At 44.4% G+C, this 21109-nt stretch carries 24 protein-coding genes; 20 read left to right on the top strand and 4 right to left on the bottom strand.

The annotated features are described in order from the left end of the window. Positions 1–12 precede the first annotated feature (12 nt). Genes JI667_RS11065 through JI667_RS11050 form a run of 4 tightly spaced genes read left to right on the top strand, consistent with a single transcriptional unit; the run spans position 13 to position 3814 of the window. Positions 13–738 carry a ThuA domain-containing protein gene (locus tag JI667_RS11065; RefSeq protein WP_206853032.1) on the top strand — a complete coding sequence of 242 codons (726 nt, stop codon included), beginning with the start codon at positions 13–15 and terminating at the stop codon, positions 736–738. Positions 739–752: 14 nt separating this feature from the next. Then, positions 753–1778 carry a Gfo/Idh/MocA family protein gene (locus JI667_RS11060; protein WP_206853030.1) on the top strand — a complete coding sequence of 342 codons (1026 nt, stop codon included), beginning with the start codon at positions 753–755 and terminating at the stop codon, positions 1776–1778. 14 nt (positions 1779–1792) lie between these two features. After that, positions 1793–2833 (top strand): Gfo/Idh/MocA family protein, encoded by a 1041-nt coding sequence (locus JI667_RS11055; RefSeq protein WP_206853028.1) that lies wholly within the window; start codon positions 1793–1795, stop codon positions 2831–2833. Positions 2834–2845: 12 nt separating this feature from the next. Then, positions 2846–3814, top strand: a complete 969-nt coding sequence (locus tag JI667_RS11050; RefSeq protein WP_206853027.1) for a sugar phosphate isomerase/epimerase family protein — start codon at positions 2846–2848, stop codon at positions 3812–3814. Between the two features lie 292 nt (positions 3815–4106). On the opposite strand, the gene JI667_RS11045 is transcribed toward JI667_RS11050, so the two are convergent. After that, positions 4107–4778 (bottom strand): B3/B4 domain-containing protein, encoded by a 672-nt coding sequence (locus tag JI667_RS11045; protein ID WP_206853026.1) that lies wholly within the window; start codon positions 4776–4778, stop codon positions 4107–4109. 99 nt (positions 4779–4877) lie between these two features. Between JI667_RS11045 and queG the strand changes: the two genes are divergently transcribed. From queG to JI667_RS11000, 9 genes are all read left to right on the top strand, one after another. Next, complete coding sequence (gene queG, locus JI667_RS11040; RefSeq protein WP_206853025.1) at positions 4878–6011, top strand: tRNA epoxyqueuosine(34) reductase QueG; 1134 nt, start codon at positions 4878–4880, stop codon at positions 6009–6011. A gap of 95 nt (positions 6012–6106) precedes the next feature. After that, positions 6107–6982 carry an amidase domain-containing protein gene (locus JI667_RS11035; RefSeq protein ID WP_414635233.1) on the top strand — a complete coding sequence of 292 codons (876 nt, stop codon included), beginning with the start codon at positions 6107–6109 and terminating at the stop codon, positions 6980–6982. Between the two features lie 66 nt (positions 6983–7048). Continuing rightward, entirely contained in the window at positions 7049–7522 is a 474-nt protein-coding gene (trmL, locus tag JI667_RS11030) for a tRNA (uridine(34)/cytosine(34)/5-carboxymethylaminomethyluridine(34)-2'-O)-methyltransferase TrmL (RefSeq protein WP_206853023.1), read from the top strand. A gap of 632 nt (positions 7523–8154) precedes the next feature. Next, positions 8155–8904 (top strand): oxygen-insensitive NADPH nitroreductase, encoded by a 750-nt coding sequence (gene nfsA, locus JI667_RS11025; protein WP_206853015.1) that lies wholly within the window; start codon positions 8155–8157, stop codon positions 8902–8904. A gap of 452 nt (positions 8905–9356) precedes the next feature. Next, entirely contained in the window at positions 9357–11252 is a 1896-nt protein-coding gene (locus JI667_RS11020; protein WP_206853013.1) for a PrkA family serine protein kinase, read from the top strand. A 98-nt stretch (positions 11253–11350) separates the two neighbouring features. Beyond that, entirely contained in the window at positions 11351–11533 is a 183-nt protein-coding gene (locus JI667_RS11015) for a hypothetical protein (protein ID WP_206853011.1), read from the top strand. Positions 11534–11612: 79 nt separating this feature from the next. After that, positions 11613–11786: a hypothetical protein gene (locus tag JI667_RS11010; RefSeq protein ID WP_206853009.1), complete on the top strand. Its 174-nt coding sequence runs from the start codon at positions 11613–11615 to the stop codon at positions 11784–11786. 287 nt (positions 11787–12073) lie between these two features. Further along, positions 12074–13234 (top strand): sporulation protein YhbH, encoded by a 1161-nt coding sequence (gene yhbH, locus JI667_RS11005; RefSeq protein ID WP_408015259.1) that lies wholly within the window; start codon positions 12074–12076, stop codon positions 13232–13234. 135 nt (positions 13235–13369) lie between these two features. After that, complete coding sequence (locus JI667_RS11000; protein WP_206853008.1) at positions 13370–13861, top strand: STAS domain-containing protein; 492 nt, start codon at positions 13370–13372, stop codon at positions 13859–13861. A gap of 29 nt (positions 13862–13890) precedes the next feature. On the opposite strand, the gene rpiA is transcribed toward JI667_RS11000, so the two are convergent. Beyond that, positions 13891–14568 carry a ribose-5-phosphate isomerase RpiA gene (gene rpiA / locus JI667_RS10995; protein WP_368077896.1) on the bottom strand — a complete coding sequence of 226 codons (678 nt, stop codon included), beginning with the start codon at positions 14566–14568 and terminating at the stop codon, positions 13891–13893. A gap of 82 nt (positions 14569–14650) precedes the next feature. On the opposite strand from rpiA, the gene JI667_RS10990 reads away from it, so the two are divergent. The 7 genes from JI667_RS10990 (at position 14651) to JI667_RS10960 (ending at position 19574) form a co-directional block, all read left to right on the top strand. After that, positions 14651–15640 (top strand): Gfo/Idh/MocA family protein, encoded by a 990-nt coding sequence (locus tag JI667_RS10990; protein ID WP_206853007.1) that lies wholly within the window; start codon positions 14651–14653, stop codon positions 15638–15640. A gap of 49 nt (positions 15641–15689) precedes the next feature. Then, positions 15690–16427: an alpha/beta hydrolase gene (locus tag JI667_RS10985; RefSeq protein WP_206853006.1), complete on the top strand. Its 738-nt coding sequence runs from the start codon at positions 15690–15692 to the stop codon at positions 16425–16427. 107 nt (positions 16428–16534) lie between these two features. Continuing rightward, positions 16535–16852, top strand: coding sequence for a YciI family protein (locus JI667_RS10980; RefSeq protein ID WP_244668288.1), 318 nt, complete (start codon positions 16535–16537; stop codon positions 16850–16852). A gap of 10 nt (positions 16853–16862) precedes the next feature. Next, on the top strand, positions 16863–17885 hold the full coding sequence (locus JI667_RS10975; RefSeq protein WP_206853005.1) for a phosphotransferase enzyme family protein: 1023 nt from the start codon (positions 16863–16865) through the stop codon (positions 17883–17885). Then, positions 17882–18028, top strand: a complete 147-nt coding sequence (locus JI667_RS10970; protein WP_206853000.1) for a hypothetical protein — start codon at positions 17882–17884, stop codon at positions 18026–18028. Before JI667_RS10975 ends, JI667_RS10970 begins: the two co-directional genes overlap by 4 nt. 95 nt (positions 18029–18123) lie before the next feature. Further along, the gene (gene proC / locus JI667_RS10965) at positions 18124–18930 is read left to right on the top strand and encodes a pyrroline-5-carboxylate reductase (RefSeq protein ID WP_206852999.1); all 807 of its coding nucleotides are present in this window, start codon (positions 18124–18126) and stop codon (positions 18928–18930) included. Between the two features lie 122 nt (positions 18931–19052). Next, the gene (locus JI667_RS10960) at positions 19053–19574 is read left to right on the top strand and encodes an NAD(P)H-dependent oxidoreductase (RefSeq protein WP_206852997.1); all 522 of its coding nucleotides are present in this window, start codon (positions 19053–19055) and stop codon (positions 19572–19574) included. A gap of 424 nt (positions 19575–19998) precedes the next feature. Here the strand turns inward: JI667_RS10960 and JI667_RS10955 are convergent, their stop codons facing one another. Together JI667_RS10955 and JI667_RS10950 are read right to left on the bottom strand one after the other, a co-directional pair. After that, on the bottom strand, positions 19999–20652 hold the full coding sequence (locus JI667_RS10955) for an SIMPL domain-containing protein (RefSeq protein ID WP_206852995.1): 654 nt from the start codon (positions 20650–20652) through the stop codon (positions 19999–20001). 8 nt (positions 20653–20660) lie between these two features. After that, complete coding sequence (locus JI667_RS10950; RefSeq protein WP_206852986.1) at positions 20661–21080, bottom strand: hypothetical protein; 420 nt, start codon at positions 21078–21080, stop codon at positions 20661–20663. Positions 21081–21109 lie beyond the last annotated feature (29 nt).

The following is a 21109-nucleotide window of genomic DNA, read 5'->3' as shown; positions in this document are numbered from 1 at the left end:
GGAGGTTTTACAATGGTAAACGTAACAGTATGGAATGAAAATCGTCATGAACAGAAGAATCCGAAAGTAAGAGAAGTGTATCCAGAAGGCATTCATGGTGCCATTGCATCCTTTCTTGGAGAAGCGTCCTACAATGTGAAAACCGCTACACTGGATGAGGGAGATCACGGATTGACAGAGGACGTGCTGGAGAGCACGGATGTATTGGTCTGGTGGGGACATATCGCCCATGATGAAGTGAAGGATGAAGTCGTTGAAAGGGTGAAAGAGCGTGTGCTTGACGGAATGGGATTGATCGTCCTTCATTCAGGTCATTTCTCGAAGATCTTCAAAACCTTGATGGGAACTTCCTGTGATTTAAAATGGCGTGAAGCCGATGAGAAGGAACGGATCTGGATCGTGGATCCGAGCCATCCGATCACAGCCGGTCTAGGGGAATACTTCGAACTGGAAAAGGAAGAAATGTACGGAGAGCATTTTGACATCCCGGCTCCTGATCAGCTTGTGATGGTGAGCTGGTTCGAGGGTGGAGAGGTGTTCAGAAGCGGATGCACGTATCAGCGCGGGAATGGAAAGGTATTCTACTTCCGTCCGGGGCATGAAACGTACCCTACCTACTACAATGATTATGTTCAAAAGGTCATCGTCAATGCAGTGAAATGGGCGTCACCGGTCGATCATGCAAGACCTGTATACGGTAATGCGCAGCCGCTTGAAGAAATTAAAGGATCTAAATAGAGGAGGAAAAAATCATGAATACATTAAAAATCGGAGTGATCGGATGCGGAAGCATTGCAAAACACCGCCATCTTCCGGAGTATGGGAACAATGAAAACGTGAAAGTGGTAGCCGTTTGTGACATCGTCGAGGAACGTGCATGGAAAATTGCTGATGCAGTGGGGGCGAAAGCGTATACCAATTATAAAGAATTGCTTGCCAATGCAGAAGTCGATGCTGTGAGTGTCTGTACACCGAACTATTTGCATGCCCCTATATCCATCGATGCGTTGAATGCAGGGAAGCATGTACTATGTGAGAAGCCGATGGCGACTTCAAGGGAAGAAGCTCAAAGCATGATCGATGCCGCGGATAAAAACGGCAAAAAACTGATGATCGCTCACAATCAGCGTTTTGTTCCTTCTCACCAAAAAGCGAAGCAGCTCATTGAAAGCGGCGAAGTAGGGAAAATCTACAGCTTCCGTTCTGCTTTCGGTCATGGCGGACCTGAAGGGTGGAGTGCTGACGGGAAGGACAGCTGGTTCTTTAAAAAGGATGAAGCGTTCATCGGTGCCATGGGTGACCTTGGTGTTCACAAAACCGATCTCCTTCGTTACATCTTGGGGGAAGAATTTTCAGAAGTGGGTGCCTTTGTTGAAACAAGCGCAAAGGAAAATGCCGATGTGGATGACACGGCGGTCTGTGTATTGAAAACTGAAAGCGGTACGATTGGTACCCTTGCAGCAAGCTGGTCCTACGTATCGAAGGAAGACAACTCCACGATCATTTATGGAGAGAAAGCGATTCTTCGCCTAGAGGATGATCCCGTGAACTCTCTTATCGTTCAATATGTATCGGGGGAAGTAGTGAAATATGAGCTTGGCGGCATTCAAACGAATGACGAAGGCGGACAGACGAATTCCCGTGTGATCGATCAATTTGTTCACAGCATTCTTCAAAATGAAGAGCCTCCTGTTACGGGTGAAGAAGGAAAGAAATCGTTGGAAGTGGTTTTATCTGCTTTGGAATCAAGTGAAACGAAACGAATTGTAAAACTGTAGAGGTGGTTGCAGCCATGACGAAACTTCGGATGGGGGTGATCGGCGTCGGGGGTATTGCCCAGACGCGTCACATCCCTACTTTTATCAAACTATCAGATTCTGTTTCGATTGAAGCGATCAGTGACATCAATCCTCTCACGGCCAAAACCGTGGGAGAGACCTTTAACATCCCCAATGTGTTCAGCGATTATCGGGATATGTTTGAGCATGTGGATGCCGTGACGATCTGCACGCCGAATAAATTTCATGCAGAGATCACGATTGCTGCCCTCGATGCAGGTCTTCATGTGTTTTGTGAAAAACCGATGGCCATGACTCCGGAAGAGTGTGAAAAGATGATTGAAGCGGCGGAGAAATCCGGTAAGGTTCTAGCCATCGCTTATCATTATCGCTTTATGAAGGACTCCAGGGCTGCGAAGCGGGTGATCATGGAGGATGAGATCGGAGAGCCGATGGTGGCAAGGGCAAGGGCGATCCGTCGCCGCAAAGTACCGGGATGGGGAGTGTTCACCAACAAGGAACTTCAAGGCGGTGGCAGCCTGATCGACTATGGCTGTCACTTCCTCGATCTATCATTATGGCTGCTTGGAAATCCGACGCCTGTTGAAGTAACGGGTACGACGTATAACAAGCTTAGTAGAATGCCAGATCAAGTGAACCAATGGGGAGATTTCGATAAAGGCAGTTTTGAAGTGGATGACCATGTGACTGCTTATATCAGGTTCGGTAACGGTGCGTCCATGCTTTTTGAGACATCCTGGTCCGCAAATGTGAAGAGTGACGAAGAAAGCATGAGTATCTCAGGGGAAACGGGTGGAATCGATTTATTCCCGTTCCAGATGAACCAGATGAAGCACGGTATGCTACTGAATAGTGAAGCGGATTGGGTACCGGGTGAGGATGACCCAAGTCTCCCTCAGGCCCAAAACTTTATCAACAGCTGTCTAGGCTTAGAAGAACTTATCGTCAAACCTCAGGAAGCCATGCAAGTGTCTCAAATCATTGATGCCATCTACAAAAGCAGTGAAACCGGACAAAGCATCACATTGAAATAGGAGGAAGCATAAATGAAACTTGGTGTATTTACCGTATTATTCTCACAAAAGAATTTTGAAGAAATGCTTGATTATGTAAAAGAAGCGGGACTGCATGTTGTGGAAATCGGCACGGGAGGATATCCCGGGAATGCCCATTGTGACCTGGATGCCCTTTTGGAGAGCGAAGAAAAAAGAAATGAATACTTAGAGAAAGTCACATCAAGAGGGCTTCAGATCAGCGCCTTCAGCTGTCACGGGAACCCGATTTCACCCGACGCTGCCTTCGCTGAAGAATCCCATGCGGCCCTTCAGAAAACGATTAAGCTTGCCGGATTGATGAACGTACCGGTCGTGAACTGCTTTTCAGGGACAGCAGGTGACCATGAAGGGGCAAAGCATCCGAACTGGCCGGTTTCCCCTTGGCCGAATGAATATGGAGATATCCTTAAATGGCAGTGGGAAGAAAAGTTGATTCCTTATTGGAAAGAGATAGGGAAGCTTGCTGAGGAAAACAACGTAAAAATCGGTCTCGAGCTCCACGGGGGATTCCTTGTACATACTCCATATACGTTATTGAAGCTTCGTGAAGAAACGTGTGAGGCAATCGGTGCAAACCTTGATCCGAGTCACCTGTGGTGGCAGGGAATCGATCCGGTTGCGGCGATTAAGATCCTCGGTAAAGAAAATGCGATTCACCATTTCCATGCGAAAGATACGTATATCGATCAAGACAATGTCAACATGTATGGCCTCACTGATATGCAGCCATACGGCAGCATCCAGACAAGAGCGTGGTCATTCCGTTCGGTGGGCTGTGGGCACAGCTTGCAGGAATGGTCCGATATGATGAGTGCGCTTCGCACATTCGGATACGACTATGTCGTCAGCATCGAGCATGAGGATCCGATCATGTCGATCGAAGAAGGCTTCGGGCGTGCCGTGAAGAATTTGAAATCTATCTTGATTGAAGAGCAGCCGTCGGATATGTGGTGGGTGTAGGGTTGAAGCGGAGGGTCCTATTATGGGGCTCTCTTTTTTGTGTGAGGCATGTTGAGTTTACCTTTTATTGTAAAATGGCTGGATTATTAGTGAAAGCGGCTTTTTTTTATTAGAAACGGCCGGATTAATCACGATTTCCGCTCGATTATGTGTGGAACCCGCCGGATGATGAACCATTATGGCTGAATTCACCCCGCCACGGTAAAAGCCCAAACATAAAATGGAAGGATCCGCTACAAATCCCCTTGAGGGAAATCAAAAAAGATCCCTGTAAAAAGGGATCCTCTCTGAACTATCCACCAACCACTTCAAACGATCCTTCGCCACCGTGAATGCTGATAAACATATCCATCAATGATTTCGTCAGTTTCTCGTTTTCTTCTCTGGAAAGGGATGGCTTTAAAAATATGATCTGTACGGCATTCTTTGTTTCCTCTCCAACCGGTGCACGATCAGAGTCGACGAAGGGACTTCCGAAAGGTCCGTTCCCGTCACAGGCGACGATGAGGTTTTCCAGTGAATTCTCCCGACCGTTGAGTCCGGTGTACGTTTGACCGGGATCCCCGACTTTCAATGCTACTTGTTCTCCGGATAGTCGATCCTTATCGTAGATGCCGATAGGAACTTCATATTGAAGGGAGAAGAAGTTGTTAAGGTCGATGGCAGAGTTGATCGTCGTCAGATAGTTTTGTTTTTTGACCCGGCGAAAAAGTGCTTCTGCTGAATGGCGGTACCGATTCGGATCTTTACCGGTCTTCTTGAAGATATCACGCCACGCGGCAATCCCTTCCAGCTCAGTAACGCTTTTATCATGAAGATCAAAGAAGATCGATTCCTGGAAAAGCTGGAGCCTTCCCTTCAGCATTTGAGGAGAAGAGCCGACTTCGATATGATGATAGTGAATGAATCCGACTTTGAAATCGGGTATTTTACTTGAAATGGATGAATCTATTGTGATTTCCACTTATTTTCCCTCCACATTTGTTTTAAAATAGTTTATCATAATACACATTGCTAATTCACGTGTGTGCGTCGCTAAAAAATCAGGAAGGAGGTAGGTGCAATGGATATAGATCAGTTAAAGCAGGATATCATTGCGTATAGTAAGGAGATTGGAATAGATAAGATTGGATTTACCACTGCCGATACGTTCTCGGAAATGAAAAACAGGCTTCTCCGTCAGGAAATGCTCGGATATCAATCAGGCTTTGAGGAAAAGGATATTGAGAAGCGGGTGGAACCTGCTTTGATTTTTGATAAGCCGAAATCGATCATTGCCATTGCTCTTGCCTATCCTTCTAAAATGAAGGATGCTCCTCAAAGTAAGCGGGGGGAAAGACGGGGGATCTTCTGCAGGGCGTCATGGGGGACGGATTATCACCATGTGCTGAGGGACCGCCTTTCGAAGCTCGAGGAATATATCGTATCCAGGATTCCCGAGGCACGTTTTAAATCAATGGTCGACACGGGAGAGCTGGTGGACCGTGCCGTGGCAGAACGTGCAGGAATTGGATGGAGCGGAAAGAACTGTTCCATCATCACACCTGAATTCGGATCCTACGTGTATTTGGGGGAAATGGTGACGAATCTTCCCTTTGCCCCGGATACACCCATGGAGGATCAGTGCGGGACATGCAATAAATGTGTGGACGTCTGCCCAACGGGGGCACTCATTGAGGGAGGTCAGTTGGATGCACAGAAATGCATTGCCTTTTTAACCCAAACCAAGGGCTTTCTTGCGGATGAGTACCGTGTGAAGCTCGGCAACCGTCTGTATGGATGCGACACCTGCCAAACCGTATGCCCCGAGAATAAAGGGATGGACTTTCATTTTCATGAAGAGATGGAGCCGGATCCCGAAATCGCCAAGCCGTTACTTAAGCCTTTATTAACGATCAGCAACCGTGACTTCAAAGAGAAATACGGACATATTTCAGGGTCATGGAGAGGGAAGAAACCCATTCAGCGAAACGCCATCATTGCCCTGGCCCATTTTAAAGATACAACAGCGATAGAGGATTTAATCGAGGTTTTAGAGAAGGATGTACGACCAGTCATGAGAGGCACGGCAGCATGGGCCCTTGGCAAAATCGGAGGGGAAAGAGCAGAGGAAGTACTGCAGAAACATAAAACAGAGGAAAAAAACGAAGAAGTATTGACTGAAATTCAAAAAGGCCTAGATTTACTCATACTATAGCTCAAAAGGATGAATTCCAACTTACCGGAGTTCATCCTTTTTTGTTTTGAACAGAGAAGCGGGAGCATAACAATTAGGGAGGAGGGAAGACGATGATCAGAAAGCTGTTAATGGAAAAGGTCCATCATGTAATCGCTGAATATACCTCTCGTAATCAGTCAGATTATCACAATGACAAAGTGAGAAGGAAAAAAGAGTCGTGCAGGCAGCGACACGCAGAAATTGTGAAGGTGGATGCAACGGGAAAGATTCAGCGTATCACACATCAAAGAGACGAAACGCAAAGCATTTTATATGATGTTCACTATAAATATCTCATCAAACAGGGAGACCTGCTCTATTTGGAAGAAGAAGTAGAGAATCGGAGCGGCGTTTTTTACAAAAATAAGATTTATGATGATGGAGAGATCGTTGTCAAAAGAAATGATGGACCCCAAGAGAAGGAAGAGAATATGGGTTACGGAGAAATCGGCAGAGTGACATACAGGTATGACCGACTCAGTGCCGTTCAATATGCCGAACGCTGGTGGAACAGCTACAATCCTGCTTACAAGAAGTTTGAGAATGATTGTACGAATTATATTTCACAATGCCTGCATGCAGGAGATGCACCCATGCGGGGATACCCGACTCAAGGAAAGGGCTGGTGGATGAGAAATCAAAGCTGGAGCTATAGCTGGACAGTGGCGAATTCCTTAAGATGGTATATTCCGAATTCGACGATTGGGCTTAGAGGCAGGCTTGTAGAAGACCCCAAAGAATTGAAGCTCGGTGATGTGATTTGCTATGACTTCGAAGGGGATGGCCGTTTCGATCATACGACAATCGTAACAGGGAAGGATGCTGCCGGAGAACCCCTCGTGAATGCCCACACGTTCAACAGCCGGATGAGATATTGGAAATACGAAGATTCAACGGCATATACGCCCAATATGAAATATCGATTTTTTACCATAGTAGATGATGGCTAAGTATTGTTCTATGTAGAAGAAATGGTATAATGTCACTTAGAGTTTTATGAATGAGGTGACATAGACATGGGAGTACATGTTGTATTATATCAACCAGAAATTCCTGCAAATACGGGGAATATTGCAAGAACGTGTGCAGCTACGGATACGACACTGCACCTGATCCGTCCACTTGGATTCTCGACGGATGATAAAATGTTAAAGCGTGCCGGACTTGATTACTGGCAGTTTGTAAACATCGTTTATTATGATTCCCTTGAAGAATTCTTTGAGAAAAACGAAGGCGGCGAATTCTTTTACTTAACAAAATACGGAAAGATCCCTCACACGAATTTTGATTACAGCGAGGAAGACAAGAATTATTTCTTTATCTTCGGACGCGAAACTTCCGGACTTCCGGATGAGGTCATACAGAACAATCTGGATCGTGCCCTGCGCATTCCGATGAACGAGAATGTACGTTCATTGAACCTGTCCAATACAGCGGCGATTTTGATTTATGAAGCGTTAAGACAAAGAAATTATCCAGGACTCTTATAAAAAGGGTGTTTTCGCAAAGATTGTTGCTAGTCATATACAGACTAAGATTTGCTAAGATTTGTGAATGCTCTGTCATTTAGGTTGAGGTGCAGGAGGGTGAAGGGAACTGCTTCGCTTTCCACGGACGTCCGGCCGAGCCTCCTCAGCAAAAACCGCTTCCGGGGTCTCGGCACGCCCGTTTTCCGTAGGAGTCTACGCAGTTCCCTTCACCCTCTAGAGTAGTAAGTAGTTGACAGAGAAAAATGGTTTGTGACCTTTAGTTTAAAAAGACTAAAGGACGATTAAATAAAATCAGTGCCTGCAACGAATTAAAAAGCAGTGGCATACGCAATCTTTACTTTTCCTTTCTGATCGTAAAACGTTTCGTCTGTCAAGTTGATTGGAGCGGAAGGTGCTCGACTCCTGCGGGAAACGCTGGACAGGTGAGACCCCACAGGCGCAGCCGAGGAGGCTCACCGCCAGCCCCGCGGAAAGCGAGCACCTGTAGCGGAAATCAACCGCTACTCGCTACATCCGAAAGCAACAATGTATACGAAAACAACTTATAAAAAGGAATGAAAATCATATGATTTTCATTCCTTTTTTTATTTGGCTTATACTAAGGGGAAGAAACGAAAGGGAGAGAGTACATAATGAATGAAACCATTGAAACGATTCTTAAGCATCGATCCATACGACAATTTAAAAATGAGCCATTAAGGGAGGAGCAAATCCGGACGATTGTTTCCAGTGCCCAGGCTGCAAGTACATCAAGCTATATTCAAGCCTACACGATCATAGGGGTGAAGGACCAGGAGAAAAAGAAGAAGCTTTCAGAGCTTGCTGGAAATCAAAGCTACGTCGAAGCAAACGGTCATTTCTTCGTGTTCTGCGCTGATTTATACCGCCATGAAAAGATCGGGGAATGGGAAGGAGCAGACGTCATCCCATCATTGGAAAGCACGGAAAAATTCATGGTGGCAGTCATTGATGCGTCCCTGGCTGCCCAAAATGCATCGATCGCCGCAGAATCAATGGGGCTTGGTATTTGTTATATAGGCGGAATCCGAAATGATTTGGAAGCGGTGAGTGAGCTGCTCGGATTGCCGGACAGGGTCATTCCTTTGTTTGGACTGGCTGTCGGCATCCCGGAAGATCATTCGGATGTGAAGCCGAGGCTGCCGATGGAATCCATTTACCATGAGGATTCTTATCAAGGTGATGAGGAACAGATGAAAGAAGGACTTGACCGCTATGATGAAACGATTTCTGCTTATTATCACGCACGCACCTCGGGGAAACGGTCGGATAGGTGGTCCGGGCAGATGGCGAAGATGCTGTCGGGGAAAAAGCGGATGTATATGAAGGAATTTGTGGAGAGGAAAGGGTTTAACAGAAAATAAGCTTATCTGACCTAAACAAAAAGAACTGACCTCATCGGAGATCAGTTCTTTTTCGCTGTAGCGGGTCGCCTCTGAACGAGCCGCCTGCGCTTTAGTTTGAGCCTGGTTTATCGTTATACCCAGCAGTGAAAATCGCTACTAAGAACGTTAAAGATACACCTACGATGATGACAGTACCCATGTTTGGTAACCTCCCAGTTTACATATTCCACAGTCTGTCTTTAGTATAGCCTATTTTTAAATTGATGTGAATCAAAGATGGATTTTTTTTGCTGTTTTGTGAAAGATTGAAGTCAGGAAAACAAAACGTTTTATTTTGATTGCCCTTTCCCTCTGTTTGCAGCGGATGTGGACTCTTTGTCTTTATTTAATATATCTTCTTAACATGTTCGGGTGAACAAGCGCATAAAGTATATTAATCGTCTCTCATTAAGCGACAGGGGGAGGTCCTTATGGATATTTTAAAGAAAATTGAACATTACCGAGAAGAAGAAGAGAAACTGAAATGGGAAGGGACGTTTGCTCAGTATTTAGACCTGCTGAAAGAGAAGCCTTGGATTGGGCAATCCGCTCATTCAAGAGTCTTTAATATGATTAAAGATGCCGGGGTTGAGGAGGTCGAGGGAAAACGGAAGTACAAATTCTTCAGCAATCAATTATTTGGCTTAGAAGAGGCGCTTGAGAGACTCGTTGAAGAATACTTTCATCCTGCTGCGAAACGGTTAGACGTGAGAAAGAGGATCTTATTATTGATGGGTCCGGTGAGTGGAGGGAAATCAACTCTCGTTTCCATGTTGAAACGGGGCTTGGAGCACTATTCCCGAACTGAAAGAGGAGGCGTATTCTCCATTAAAGGCTGTCCGATGCATGAAGATCCACTGCATCTGATCCCTCAGCACTTACGTGAAGATTTTTACGATGAGTATGGGATCCGCATAGAAGGGAATCTCTCCCCGTTGAATACGATGCGGTTGGAGAAAGAATATCATGGACGCATTGAAGACGTCCAAGTGGAAAGAGTCTTTTTCTCAGAAGATAAAAGAGTGGGAATTGGTACATTCAGTCCATCCGATCCAAAGTCACAGGATATCGCCGATTTAACGGGAAGCATCGACTTCTCGACGATTGCCGAATTTGGTTCTGAATCGGATCCGCGTGCCTACAGATTTGACGGGGAATTAAATAAAGCGAACCGTGGTTTAATGGAATTCCAGGAAATGCTGAAGTGCGATGAAAAGTTCTTATGGCACTTATTATCTCTTACACAGGAAGGGAACTTCAAAGCTGGCAGATTTGCCCTGATTTCAGCGGATGAGCTGATTGTGGCTCATACCAATGAAACCGAGTACCGATCCTTCATTTCGAATAAAAAGAATGAAGCCTTGCATTCACGTATCATCGTCATGCCGGTTCCTTATAACTTGAAAGTCACTCAGGAAGAGAAAATCTATGAAAAAATGATCAATGAAAGTGATGTCTCGAATGTGCATGTGGCACCTCATACGTTAAGGGTGGCCGCGATGTTCACAATTCTCACTCGCTTAAAAGAACCGAAACGTGGGGACATTGATCTGATTAAGAAGATGCGCCTGTACGACGGGGAAAATGTGGAAGGCTTCAACTCCGCGGACGTCGATGAAATGAAGAAGGAATACCAGGATGAGGGCATGAGCGGAATCGATCCGCGTTATGTGATCAACCGTATCTCCTCTACGATTATCCGGAAAGAGGTACCGACCATCAACGCACTGGATGTCCTGCGTGCCTTGAAAGAAGGACTGGATCAGCATCCATCGATTACAAATGAACTTCGTGACAAGTATTTAAATTTCATATCACTTGCACGGAAAGAGTATGATGATATCGCCAAGAAAGAAGTTCAAAAAGCATTCGTGTATTCATATGAAGAGTCTGCGAAAACGCTTATGGATAACTATCTTGATAATGTGGAAGCGTACTGTAATAAAGCAAAGCTTCATGATCCGTTGACGGGTGAAGAAATCAACCCGGATGAAAAGCTGATGCGTTCGATTGAAGAACAGATCGGTATTTCGGAAAATGCGAAGAAGGCATTCCGTGAAGAAATCCTCATCCGTATCTCAGCCTATGCACGTAAAGGGAAGCGTTTTGATTACAATTCACATGATCGCTTGAGAGAAGCCATTCAGAAGAAGTTGTTCGCTGATTTGAAGGATGTTGTGAAGATCACGACCTCTTCAAAAACACCAGACGAACAGCAGCTGAAGAAAGTCAACGAAGTGGTTGCCCGCCTCATCGATGAACATGGCTACAACTCAACATCGGCAAATGAATTACTCCGCTATGTGGGCAGCCTGTTAAATCGCTAATAGAAGAATGATCGGGAGGTGCCATGCATTTCCCGATTTTCTATTGCAGTTTAAATCCTTGCCAAAAGGGAAAAGTAGTATCCAAGAGGTGAACAGATATGAGTAAGAATAAACATGAACTGGATAAAAATTTCGAACCGGAAAATGGCTCCATGGCACATGATATGGAAGAGATGAAACAGTTGGGAAAGCAAATGGACAAGCTGAGGACGAATGAAGAACTGAAAGAGGATAAAAAGCAGCCGGATCCTGTTCAGTATAAGAATCAAGATAAGGAATAGTTGACGGAAAAGTCTGAATATATTAACCTAGAGAGAGATAGAGCTGGGCCCTTTTATTAAATGAAGGCGGGTTGATAAGATGTCTTTCGAACCTAAACCCCGTGTAGAAGCGGAACCTCTTAACGGAAGCATGGCCTCTAATATGGAGGAAGTCATTAAGCTTGGGAAGCAAATGGAGAAGTTACGTTCCAGTGGTGAATTGAAGTTGAACAATCGAGTGTCAGATCCAGCTCAATATGAAGAAGAAGCTTAATCAGGTGTAACGGCCTGGTTATTTTTTTTGTTAAGAATAGCTGCGTTTAATGCTTCATGAGGACAGGGGGGGGAACCTAAAGACAACCCCTGTAAAAAATAGGCTTGTCCAAACATAAAAGAACGATTAATTGTCGAAATTATTTGTAAATTTATTAATACTTCTGCATAGGATAGAGTAATCCCCGTTTCACTTCATGGGATACGTGCAGATTAGACAGTCAACATAGTGTATGCAGGAAAATGAGAATATGTGAAAAAATTAAGGAGGGGAATAATTTGAGTCAAATGGATAATCATCAGTTTGTCATTTCCAAGGAAGATTGGGCCCTCCACCGCAAAGGTCACGATGATCAACAAAGACATCAGGAAAAAGTTCAGGATGCCATCCGCAATAATCTACCAGACTTGATCACGGAAGAAAACATTGTCATGTCCAATGGCCGAGACGTTGTCAAAATCCCGATTCGTTCGTTAGATGAATATAAAATTCGTTACAACTACGATAAGAATAAACATGTCGGGCAGGGAGACGGCGAGAGTCAGGTAGGGGACGTCATTGCAAGGGATGGCTCGCAGCAACAGCAGGGTCCTGGGAAAGGTCAAGGGGCTGGAGATAAAGCCGGTGAAGATTATTATGAAGCAGAAGTATCAATGCTTGAAATTGAAGAAGCCTTATTCAGCCAATTGGAGCTACCCAACCTGAAAAAGAAAGAACAGGATGTTCAAACCGTCGAGCATATTGAATTTAACGATATCCGTAAAACTGGCCTAATGGGGAATATAGATAAGAAGAAGACGATGATGTCTGCCTTTAAGAGAAATGCTATGAAAGGAGCACCAAGCTTCCATCCGATCTTCACTGAGGACCTGAAGTTCAGAACATGGAATGAAGTCTTAAAGCCGGAATCAAAAGCTGTCGTATTAGCGATGATGGATACAAGTGGAAGTATGGGAGTTTGGGAGAAGTATATGGCCAGGAGTTTCTTCTTCTGGATGACCCGTTTCTTACGTACAAAATATGAAACTGTTGAAATTGAATTTATCGCACATCATACCGAAGCCAAAGTTGTATCCGAAGAACATTTCTTCTCGAAAGGGGAGAGCGGGGGAACCATCTGCTCATCAGCTTACCGCAAAGCGCTGGAGCTCATAGATGGCAAGTATCCTCCAAGCCGTTATAACATTTATCCATTCCATTTCTCGGACGGCGATAACCTCACATCCGACAATGTGAGATGCGTCAAGCTTGTAGAAGAATTAATGAAAGTTTCCAGTATGTTTGGATACGGTGAAGTGAATCAGTATAACCGTCACTCTACGTTGATGTCGGCCTACAAAAATATTAAAAATGACGATTTCCGTTACTATATCCTGAAACAAAAAGCCGATGTATTCCATGCCATGAAAAGTTTTTTCCACAAGGAGCAGGAAAAGGCATTCGCGTGAGAAAAACCAGCCGACGAGGCTGGTTTTTCATTTCCATCTACAATGAAGATTGAATAATAGTAGGTGATATTAGCATAAAAGTGTTAAACTAAACAGAGATACTTCTAAATCAATCTATAAATGGTGAGGTTTAACATGACTAGTGAAAGTAAAGAAATTCAACTGTTAAAGCAAGAGATTAAAGAATTGAAAGAAAAGCTGGCTCAATCAGAGCAGTTGATCATGGACATCTCAGCTCCCATTATCCCGTCCATCGTTCCAGAAACAATCTTAGTCCCTATTACTGGTAGGCTCAGTCCCGAGCGTTTCGAAATGATCATCTCAAAGATTTTGGACGAGTCATATGGGGGTGACATCAATACGATCATTGTGGACTTCTCGGCTGTATCAGAGAAGGAAGTTGGTGAAATTGACATCTTCGGTACCTATATTGATAACATGGTCAAGGCCAACAACTTAATGGGAATTGAGACCCTCTTCGTCGGGTTTACACCATCCCTCACTCAAGTGATGATCAATTCAGGGATTAAAGAGCTTCAGGGAATTAAAACGTTCCAAACCTTCCGTAAAGCCCTTCAGTATTTGATGAGGGAGAAAGATATGGAATTTCAGAAAGTCGATCAATAAAAACCAACCTGAATGGTTGGTTTTTTATTTTATTCTTTAACTGTAATGACTTCCGCACCATCCGTCTTTCCAATAATTAAAAGGTCTGTCATATCGGTGAAAAGGCCGGTTTCCACCACTCCTAATAGTTGTTTTATATGAGTGTGGAGGGATGCAGGTTGGTGAATGGTTGAAAAATGGCAATCTACAATATAGTTTCCGTTATCGGAAACGAAGGTTTCCCCCTCTTTTTTTCGTAAGATAGGCTTACATCCCAATTCTTCGAGGGCTTTAACCGACACTTCCCATCCAAATGGAATCACTTCCACCGGGAGGGGAAAGGACCCGAGCGTAGAGACCAACTTCAATTCGTCGACGACGACGATGAACTTCTTTGTGAAGGAATCAACGAATTTTTCCCTTACAAGGGCGCCTCCTCCCCCTTTTATCAAATTGAACTCAGGATCAACTTCATCTGCACCATCAATGGAAATGTCCAACTCACTGACTTCAGTGAAGGTGGTCAAGGGAATTCCGGCTTTTCTTGCCAAGTTCTCTGTTTCCGTGGAAGAGGGAATGGCCTTTATTTGTAATCCTTGGGATACAAGCTCCCCTAATTTCTGAATCGTGTAGTATACGGTCGATCCGGACCCGAGCCCGACAGTCATCCCGGCCTGTACATATTCCGCAGCTTTTTCTCCGGCCCGTTTCTTTTCCAGGTTATCCACATAATCGCCCTTTCGCATAAGATAATGGTTTTACTAAGCATTCTATACTAGAATAAACATGAATGAAAGAAGGAGAGATCGTATGATAAGATTTGGTGTCATTGGAACGAATTGGATTACTGACCGTTTTATTCAAGCGGCAGAAGGAGTGGCGGGATTTCATTTAGAGGCCGTTTATTCAAGGAAGGAAGAACGGGCGAAAGCATTTGCTGAAACGTATAGCATCAACCGATGTTTTACGGATATAGAGAAGATGGCCAGTAAAGAATATATTGATGCCGTCTACATAGCAAGTCCAAATTCCTTTCATGCAAGCCAGGCGATCACGTTTATGAATAAGGGTATTCACGTACTGTGTGAAAAGCCTTTGGCATCCAATGAAAGGGAAGTTCAGCAAATGATCGCGGCTGCAAAGGACAACAATGTCCTTCTGATGGAAGCGGTCAGGACCACTTTCCTGCCTAACTTTCACGTTTTGAGAGAGAAGCTTCCCACACTTGGCGTCATAAGGAAAGTCAATGTAAGCTGCTGTAAATACTCTTCGAGATACGATGCCTATAAAGAAGGCAGGGTCTTAAATGCGTTCAATCCGGATTTTTCCAATGGAGCCCTGATGGATTTGGGTGTATATTGCCTTTACCCTATGATCGTTTTATTCGGAGAACCAAAGGAAATAAAGGCTACTGGCATCATGCTGGATTCAGGTATCGATGGTTCCGGCACAGTCATCATGAAATACGAAGAAATGGAAGTGGTGTCCACTTTCTCGAAGATTTCGAATACACTCATACCGACTGAAATCCAAGGGGAAGAAGGAACCGTTACGATCGACCATATAGGTGAATTCAGTACACTGACGTTTTATTACCATAGCGGAGAAAAATGTGTTTATACTCAAAAAGAGGACTTTCCATACATGTATTATGAAATAAATGAATTCGTTTCCATCATCAAAAAAGGTGGGGAATACGAATCTGTCATTAATTCTTACGAGCATTCATTAATTAACTCCAGGGTGATGGATGACGCAAGAAAGCAGATGGGATTGGTATTTCCGGCAGATCGTATGTGATGCTTTGGAAATGATGCTCATTGAATGACTAAGTAAGGGGAGAGACCCAATGAAAAAGGTATTTAAATGGACCGGGATTGTTCTGCTGGCGATGATTGTTCTAGGTTTTCTCGGATTCTATATCTGGTCAGAGCAAACATATTCAGCCAAGGAGAAATTGACGAAAACAGTCAATTTTGAGGATGACCAAATAATAGAGGAAAAAAAAGACTGGCTTATTTTTAAAAGTGAAGATTCAAATGGGAAAGGCGTGATACTTTATCCCGGAGCAAAGGTGGAAGTGGAGGCTTATGGGTATATAGGTAAGGCTCTATCCGATAAGGGGTACACCGTGGTCATCCCCAAGATGCCGCTTCATATCGCTTTCTTCGGCATTAATGAAGCTGAAAAGATTATTAGTGATGCCGATAAAAAGCTTGATTGGTATCTGTCCGGTCACTCATTGGGGGGTGTAGCTGCGGCATCGTATTCCTTTGATCATCAAGATGAGGTGAAAGGTGTCATATTCCTGGCTTCCTATCCAACAAAGTCAGCGGACTTCTCCACTAGTGATATGCCGGTCCTCAGCATCTACGCCGAGAACGATGGTCTTACAAGAGGGGATGACATTGAAAACAGTAAGAAGCTGCTGCCGTCTGATACCGTCTTCCATAAGATTGACGGGGGTAACCATGCAGGATTCGGAGTGTATGGTCCACAAAAAGGTGACAAGAAAGCGAGTATTTCCGTGTGGGAACAGCAGAATGAAATCATTCACGTGATGGACGAGTGGATGAAGGAGAACTAACTCTTTTAGTGCCCTTTGAGTCAAGCTCAAGCGGCCTTTTTTGATTCCTGAATAAAGGATTATGGACGGATCAGGTCGTATATGTCATGGTAAAGGGAGAGATGGAGATGGAATTTATCTATGTATTAAAGTTGATTCCACGCTTGTATCAAGAAGCAAATTGGACGGTCGGGGATGAAGAAATTGTGCAACGTCATTTCGAACGGTTGAACGAATGGATGGACAGTGGGACAGTGATTCTTGCAGGCAGAACATTAAATGAAGAGGAAAATGCCTTTGGAATCGTAGTGTTTGAAGCAGATGACGAGGAACAGGCAATAGCTTTCATGAAAGAGGATCCGACTGTCGTAGAAGGCATCATGACAGCCGAACTGTTCCCTTACCGGGTGGCTCTTCTTAGAAAAAGTCAATATGTCATAGACTAGGAGATATAAGATGGAAAAGTGGATTGAAGAACTATTTACAGAGGAAATTTTAAAGGATGCAGCTTCACGTTTCGGCTGCGACACAAGTCACGCGAAAAAGCTAGGTGATTTCGAAAACTATGTGTATGAGGTGCACAGACGAGAGGTCTCCTATATCCTCCGCCTGACTCACAGTTCCCATCGTTCCAAGGGGGAAGTGGAAGCTGAGTTGCAATGGATCAATTACTTACATAAACATGGGGTAAATGTGTCACTCGTGAATGATTCAGAAGCAGGAAACCTGGTGGAAGTCCTGGAAACGGGGGATACTCATTTCTTTGTATGTTTATTCGATAAAGCTCCGGGTGTTCCTGTGAAAATGGATGACCCTTTATTTGATGATCAACTATTCTACAAATGGGGGAAACTCACAGGGCATATGCATAGGGTTACCAAAGGATACAATCAGGATGAAAACAGCCGTAAGCGATGGGATCAGGATGACGTGCTGGATTACGAGAAATATCTTGTGTCGGTGGAAGACAGGGAGATCATTGAAAAAGGTAATCACAACAAAGAAACGATCAGGGGCTTCGAAGAGGCATCTGATACCTTTGGACTCATCCATTCGGATATCCATCCGGGAAACTTCTTCTATCATGATGGGGAGATTCATGTATTCGACTTTGATGACAGTACACAGTTCTATTTTGTAAGTGATGTGGCGATTCCGCTGTATTATTCGGTATGGTGGAAGTTTAGGAATGAAACGCTTGAAACCCGCAGTGAATTTGGTGAAAGATTTCTAACTGCGTTTCTTAAAGGGTATATGACAGAGTCTGAAGTCGGGGATGAATGGATCAAGCGTATCCCCCATTTCCTGCTGCTGAGGGATCTGACCCTTTACTCAGTCTTCCATAAGAAATGGGATCTATTGAATATGTCTGAAGGTGAAGAGTCATTGTTGTCTCAAATCAGGGATCGATTGCACCACGATGAACCGATTGTCGACTTGGATTATGAAAAGATCCTTACTCTCGTAAGGGCAAGATGATCTGGGCTTTATTGATTGCCGGGGCGATCATCGGGGGACTGGATGAAGCTGATATTCAAGAGTGGATACGGTATGTTAGTACAAAGACTTATTCAAAGTCCCTCTGGTGGAATGAGGAAAGACTTAAAGGTTACGACCTTTAAGTCTTTTTGTGTCTAGAAGGGGGAAACATTTCTTTGAGGAAGAAAGTTTGGTATGATGCTAAAGACTGTTTACATACATATAAGAGGTGATTGAAATGGATAAAACCATAGGATTTATTGGTTGCGGAAATATGGCACAGGCCATCATGGGAGGCATACTGCAATCAGGTCTCGTAGATGAACGATCGGTTCTTGCAAGCGCCCGGACACAAGATACCATTAAGAAAGTGGCAGCACAATTCGGCGTGAAGACGACGAAAGATAATCAGAGTGTAGCGGCCTTTTCAGATATCTTATTCCTGGCAGTGAAACCCGATCAATACAGGGTGCTGATCGAAGAAATCAGCGACTCCCTGAAAAAAAATGCCATCATCATTACGATTGCAGCCGGAATCACGATCAATTGGATGGAAGAGCAGATTTCCCCTTCTGCCAAAATCATACGGACGATGCCGAATACCCCGTCTCTAGTAGGGGAAGGAATGACGGCATTCTGTGTGAATGGGAATGTGACCGATAATGATCTTGAAGCTGTGCAAGCGATTCTTGAGAGCTTCGGTAAAGCAGAAAAAGTGGACGAAAGTTTGATGGATGCGATCCCTGCCGTAAGTGGGTCATCCCCAGCATACGTATTTATGTTCATCGAGGCACTTGCCGATGGGGCCGTCCTACAGGGAATTCCAAGGAGTCTTGCGTATCAGCTGGCATCACAGGCCGTGCTGGGTGCTGCGAAGATGGTCCTTGAAACCGGTACACATCCCGGAGAACTGAAGGATGCCGTATGTTCACCTGGTGGAGCAACCATTGAAGCAGTGGCTGAACTTGAGAAAAATCGATTCAAAGGAGCTGTATTATCGGCCATGGAAGCATGTGGACGAAAATCGAAATCGTTGGGGGAATAAGGCCGTACTGAGGAGCATTTAATTTCATATTGGTAAAAAAACAAAAAATTTTTAACTTGATATTTGTATATGCAAATGAACATGTGTTATTATTTGCATATACAAATAAGGAGTGAGACAAAATGAAAATATTAGTGTTGGTTGGACACCCAAACATTGAACAATCCAGAATGAATAGAGCTTGGGCAGATCGGCTTGAAAAGGAAGAAAACGTGACAGTCCGTCATTTATATAAAAAATATCCGGACATGAAAATCGATGTAGAGAGAGAACAAACTCTATTGTTGGATCATGACCGCATCGTATTCCAATTTCCTTTTTTCTGGTACAGCACACCGGCGATTTTAAAAGAGTGGCAGGATAAAGTGCTTGAATTCGGTTGGGCATACGGTTCTGCCGGGACTAAGCTGCACGGGAAGGAATTTCTGGTGGTGACATCAACTGGAGGTCCTTCTGGTGCTTACCAATCAGGTGGCTATAATCATTATTCCATGAGTGAACTTCTGAAACCATTACAGGCAACGTCTAATCTGACGGGGATGAGATTCTTGCCTGCTTTTGTGGAGCATGGCGTCAGGGTGTTGAGTGATGAAGAAGTCGCAGCTTCTGCAGAAAAAGTGGCAGGTTATGTGGTGGGGGATTGAAGAGAGTGCGATAGGACGGAGGATATTAGGTTGGGAGTGAAGTGGTATTTAGTGAAAAAAGAGGCGTTGACTAGGAAAATGACGCAATTAACACAAGAAATGACGCAATAAATATTATAAGGACGCAATTATAAAAAAAATGACGCAATCATCAGCCAAAATGACGCAAATCGTTCTGAACATATCTTTCTTTAAGAATGAATGATAGGACTATACAAGATGAATATCATGAAAATGGCATTCTCCAAGAATCATAAGTGCTATAAAGGTCCGTACTCCCTTAAAAGTCCATGAATTGGCGCGCTAATGAAACGTAATGAGAAAAAATATTCTTTTAGAAGTCTTTGAGAGTCCTCCACACTTATTCTAGAGGTCCGTCCCTCAAAAAAACTGCCTCAGTAGCAATTCTACTTTGGCAGTTTTTTTAATGGGTTCTGTATTCTACCGTGATGATGGCTGTGACGGCTATCTGGCCGGGTTGGATGGCTGTACTTTCGTCGGCTGCTTTTAGGTAGGCGGCGTTCATAAAGGGTACGGTAGCGGGACGGGATTGTTCCGTAATGGATTTTGGTTGTGGATAAAGCTGCTGATTTGATTGGCCTGATAATGTGAGTGCCTTTTGATATGCCTCTTGATAGGCTAAAGCGAGAGCCTGCTGGTAGGATTCTAAGGGATTCGACTGGACGAATTGAATGTTCTCTACACGATTGGCTCCGCTCTTGATAGCATCATCAATGACCGTCCCGACTTTTTCGATCGATTTAACAGTGACCTTGAATACCTGTCGGACCTCATAACCGGTGAACGTCTGTTTCCCATCCTCAAATTGGTATTGTGGAAATACTTGATAGCTGGAGGTCTGGATATCCTGTTGCAGTACACCGTTGTTTAATAGGGATTGAACGACATGGCTGGATAGTTGCTGATTCTCATTTTGCGCAACCTCAAGCGCTTTATCATTGGTTACAATACCTATTGATACGACGGCTTGGTCAGGATCCACATATAGTGTATGTTCCCCGCTTACGGTTATGATGCCATTCGATGGATAGGTTCTATAGTATGGGCAGGAATGCATCTCGGAACCTACACACACGTAAAGGATTCAATTTTATCCAAATCGATGCCGAAGTAAACCCAGGTAAATCCGATCCATCTCCATCCAGCAATGGAGCGGCGTCCTACAAAGACGGGATAGAACCAGAAGGAATCTCTTCTCAGCCATATATACGTGTATCGGAATAAACATCTTCTAATGGCACCTGCATCGACTGCGAAGGTACTCGGTCCACCCTGCGTCCCTTGAAGTGAAGTCTTTTGCGGTTGGAAGTTCGGTGGCGGGCCGGGTGGTGGTTGGTTTTGTCCGCCTTGTCCGCCAGAAGGGGGTGGTGAGCTTGGCACACCCTGTCCTCCGCCAGGAAAGCCGGGGATGCCAGGGAAACCACCTCCACCGGATCCCTGTCCTCCACCAGGAAAACCGGGGAATAATTGTCTGTGATCGTACATAGAAGAACCTCCTCATAAAGAATTCTCTT

This window comes from Bacillus sp. NTK074B, assembly GCF_017303375.1.
GTDB lineage: Bacteria > Bacillota > Bacilli > Bacillales > Bacillaceae_B > Rossellomorea.
This window is presented reverse-complemented; position numbering and strand designations above follow the sequence as displayed.

What these genes read in the sequence shown, in the direction of transcription:
- JI667_RS11065 (WP_206853032.1), top strand. Translation starts at nt 13, where the DNA reads ATGGTAAACGTAACAGTATGGAATGAAAATCGTCATGAACAGAAGAAT.
- JI667_RS11060 (WP_206853030.1), top strand. Translation starts at nt 753, where the DNA reads ATGAATACATTAAAAATCGGAGTGATCGGATGCGGAAGCATTGCAAAA.
- JI667_RS11055 (WP_206853028.1), top strand. Translation starts at nt 1,793, where the DNA reads ATGACGAAACTTCGGATGGGGGTGATCGGCGTCGGGGGTATTGCCCAG.
- JI667_RS11050 (WP_206853027.1), top strand. Translation starts at nt 2,846, where the DNA reads ATGAAACTTGGTGTATTTACCGTATTATTCTCACAAAAGAATTTTGAA.
- queG (WP_206853025.1), top strand. Translation starts at nt 4,878, where the DNA reads ATGGATATAGATCAGTTAAAGCAGGATATCATTGCGTATAGTAAGGAG.
- trmL (WP_206853023.1), top strand. Translation starts at nt 7,049, where the DNA reads ATGGGAGTACATGTTGTATTATATCAACCAGAAATTCCTGCAAATACG.
- nfsA (WP_206853015.1), top strand. Translation starts at nt 8,155, where the DNA reads ATGAATGAAACCATTGAAACGATTCTTAAGCATCGATCCATACGACAA.
- JI667_RS11020 (WP_206853013.1), top strand. Translation starts at nt 9,357, where the DNA reads ATGGATATTTTAAAGAAAATTGAACATTACCGAGAAGAAGAAGAGAAA.
- JI667_RS11015 (WP_206853011.1), top strand. Translation starts at nt 11,351, where the DNA reads ATGAGTAAGAATAAACATGAACTGGATAAAAATTTCGAACCGGAAAAT.
- JI667_RS11010 (WP_206853009.1), top strand. Translation starts at nt 11,613, where the DNA reads ATGTCTTTCGAACCTAAACCCCGTGTAGAAGCGGAACCTCTTAACGGA.
- yhbH (WP_408015259.1), top strand. Translation starts at nt 12,074, where the DNA reads ATGGATAATCATCAGTTTGTCATTTCCAAGGAAGATTGGGCCCTCCAC.
- JI667_RS11000 (WP_206853008.1), top strand. Translation starts at nt 13,370, where the DNA reads ATGACTAGTGAAAGTAAAGAAATTCAACTGTTAAAGCAAGAGATTAAA.
- JI667_RS10990 (WP_206853007.1), top strand. Translation starts at nt 14,651, where the DNA reads ATGATAAGATTTGGTGTCATTGGAACGAATTGGATTACTGACCGTTTT.
- JI667_RS10985 (WP_206853006.1), top strand. Translation starts at nt 15,690, where the DNA reads ATGAAAAAGGTATTTAAATGGACCGGGATTGTTCTGCTGGCGATGATT.
- JI667_RS10980 (WP_244668288.1), top strand. Translation starts at nt 16,535, where the DNA reads ATGGAATTTATCTATGTATTAAAGTTGATTCCACGCTTGTATCAAGAA.
- JI667_RS10975 (WP_206853005.1), top strand. Translation starts at nt 16,863, where the DNA reads ATGGAAAAGTGGATTGAAGAACTATTTACAGAGGAAATTTTAAAGGAT.
- JI667_RS10970 (WP_206853000.1), top strand. Translation starts at nt 17,882, where the DNA reads ATGATCTGGGCTTTATTGATTGCCGGGGCGATCATCGGGGGACTGGAT.
- proC (WP_206852999.1), top strand. Translation starts at nt 18,124, where the DNA reads ATGGATAAAACCATAGGATTTATTGGTTGCGGAAATATGGCACAGGCC.
- JI667_RS10960 (WP_206852997.1), top strand. Translation starts at nt 19,053, where the DNA reads ATGAAAATATTAGTGTTGGTTGGACACCCAAACATTGAACAATCCAGA.
- JI667_RS10955 (WP_206852995.1), bottom strand. Translation starts at nt 20,652, where the DNA reads ATGCATTCCTGCCCATACTATAGAACCTATCCATCGAATGGCATCATA.
- JI667_RS10950 (WP_206852986.1), bottom strand. Translation starts at nt 21,080, where the DNA reads ATGTACGATCACAGACAATTATTCCCCGGTTTTCCTGGTGGAGGACAG.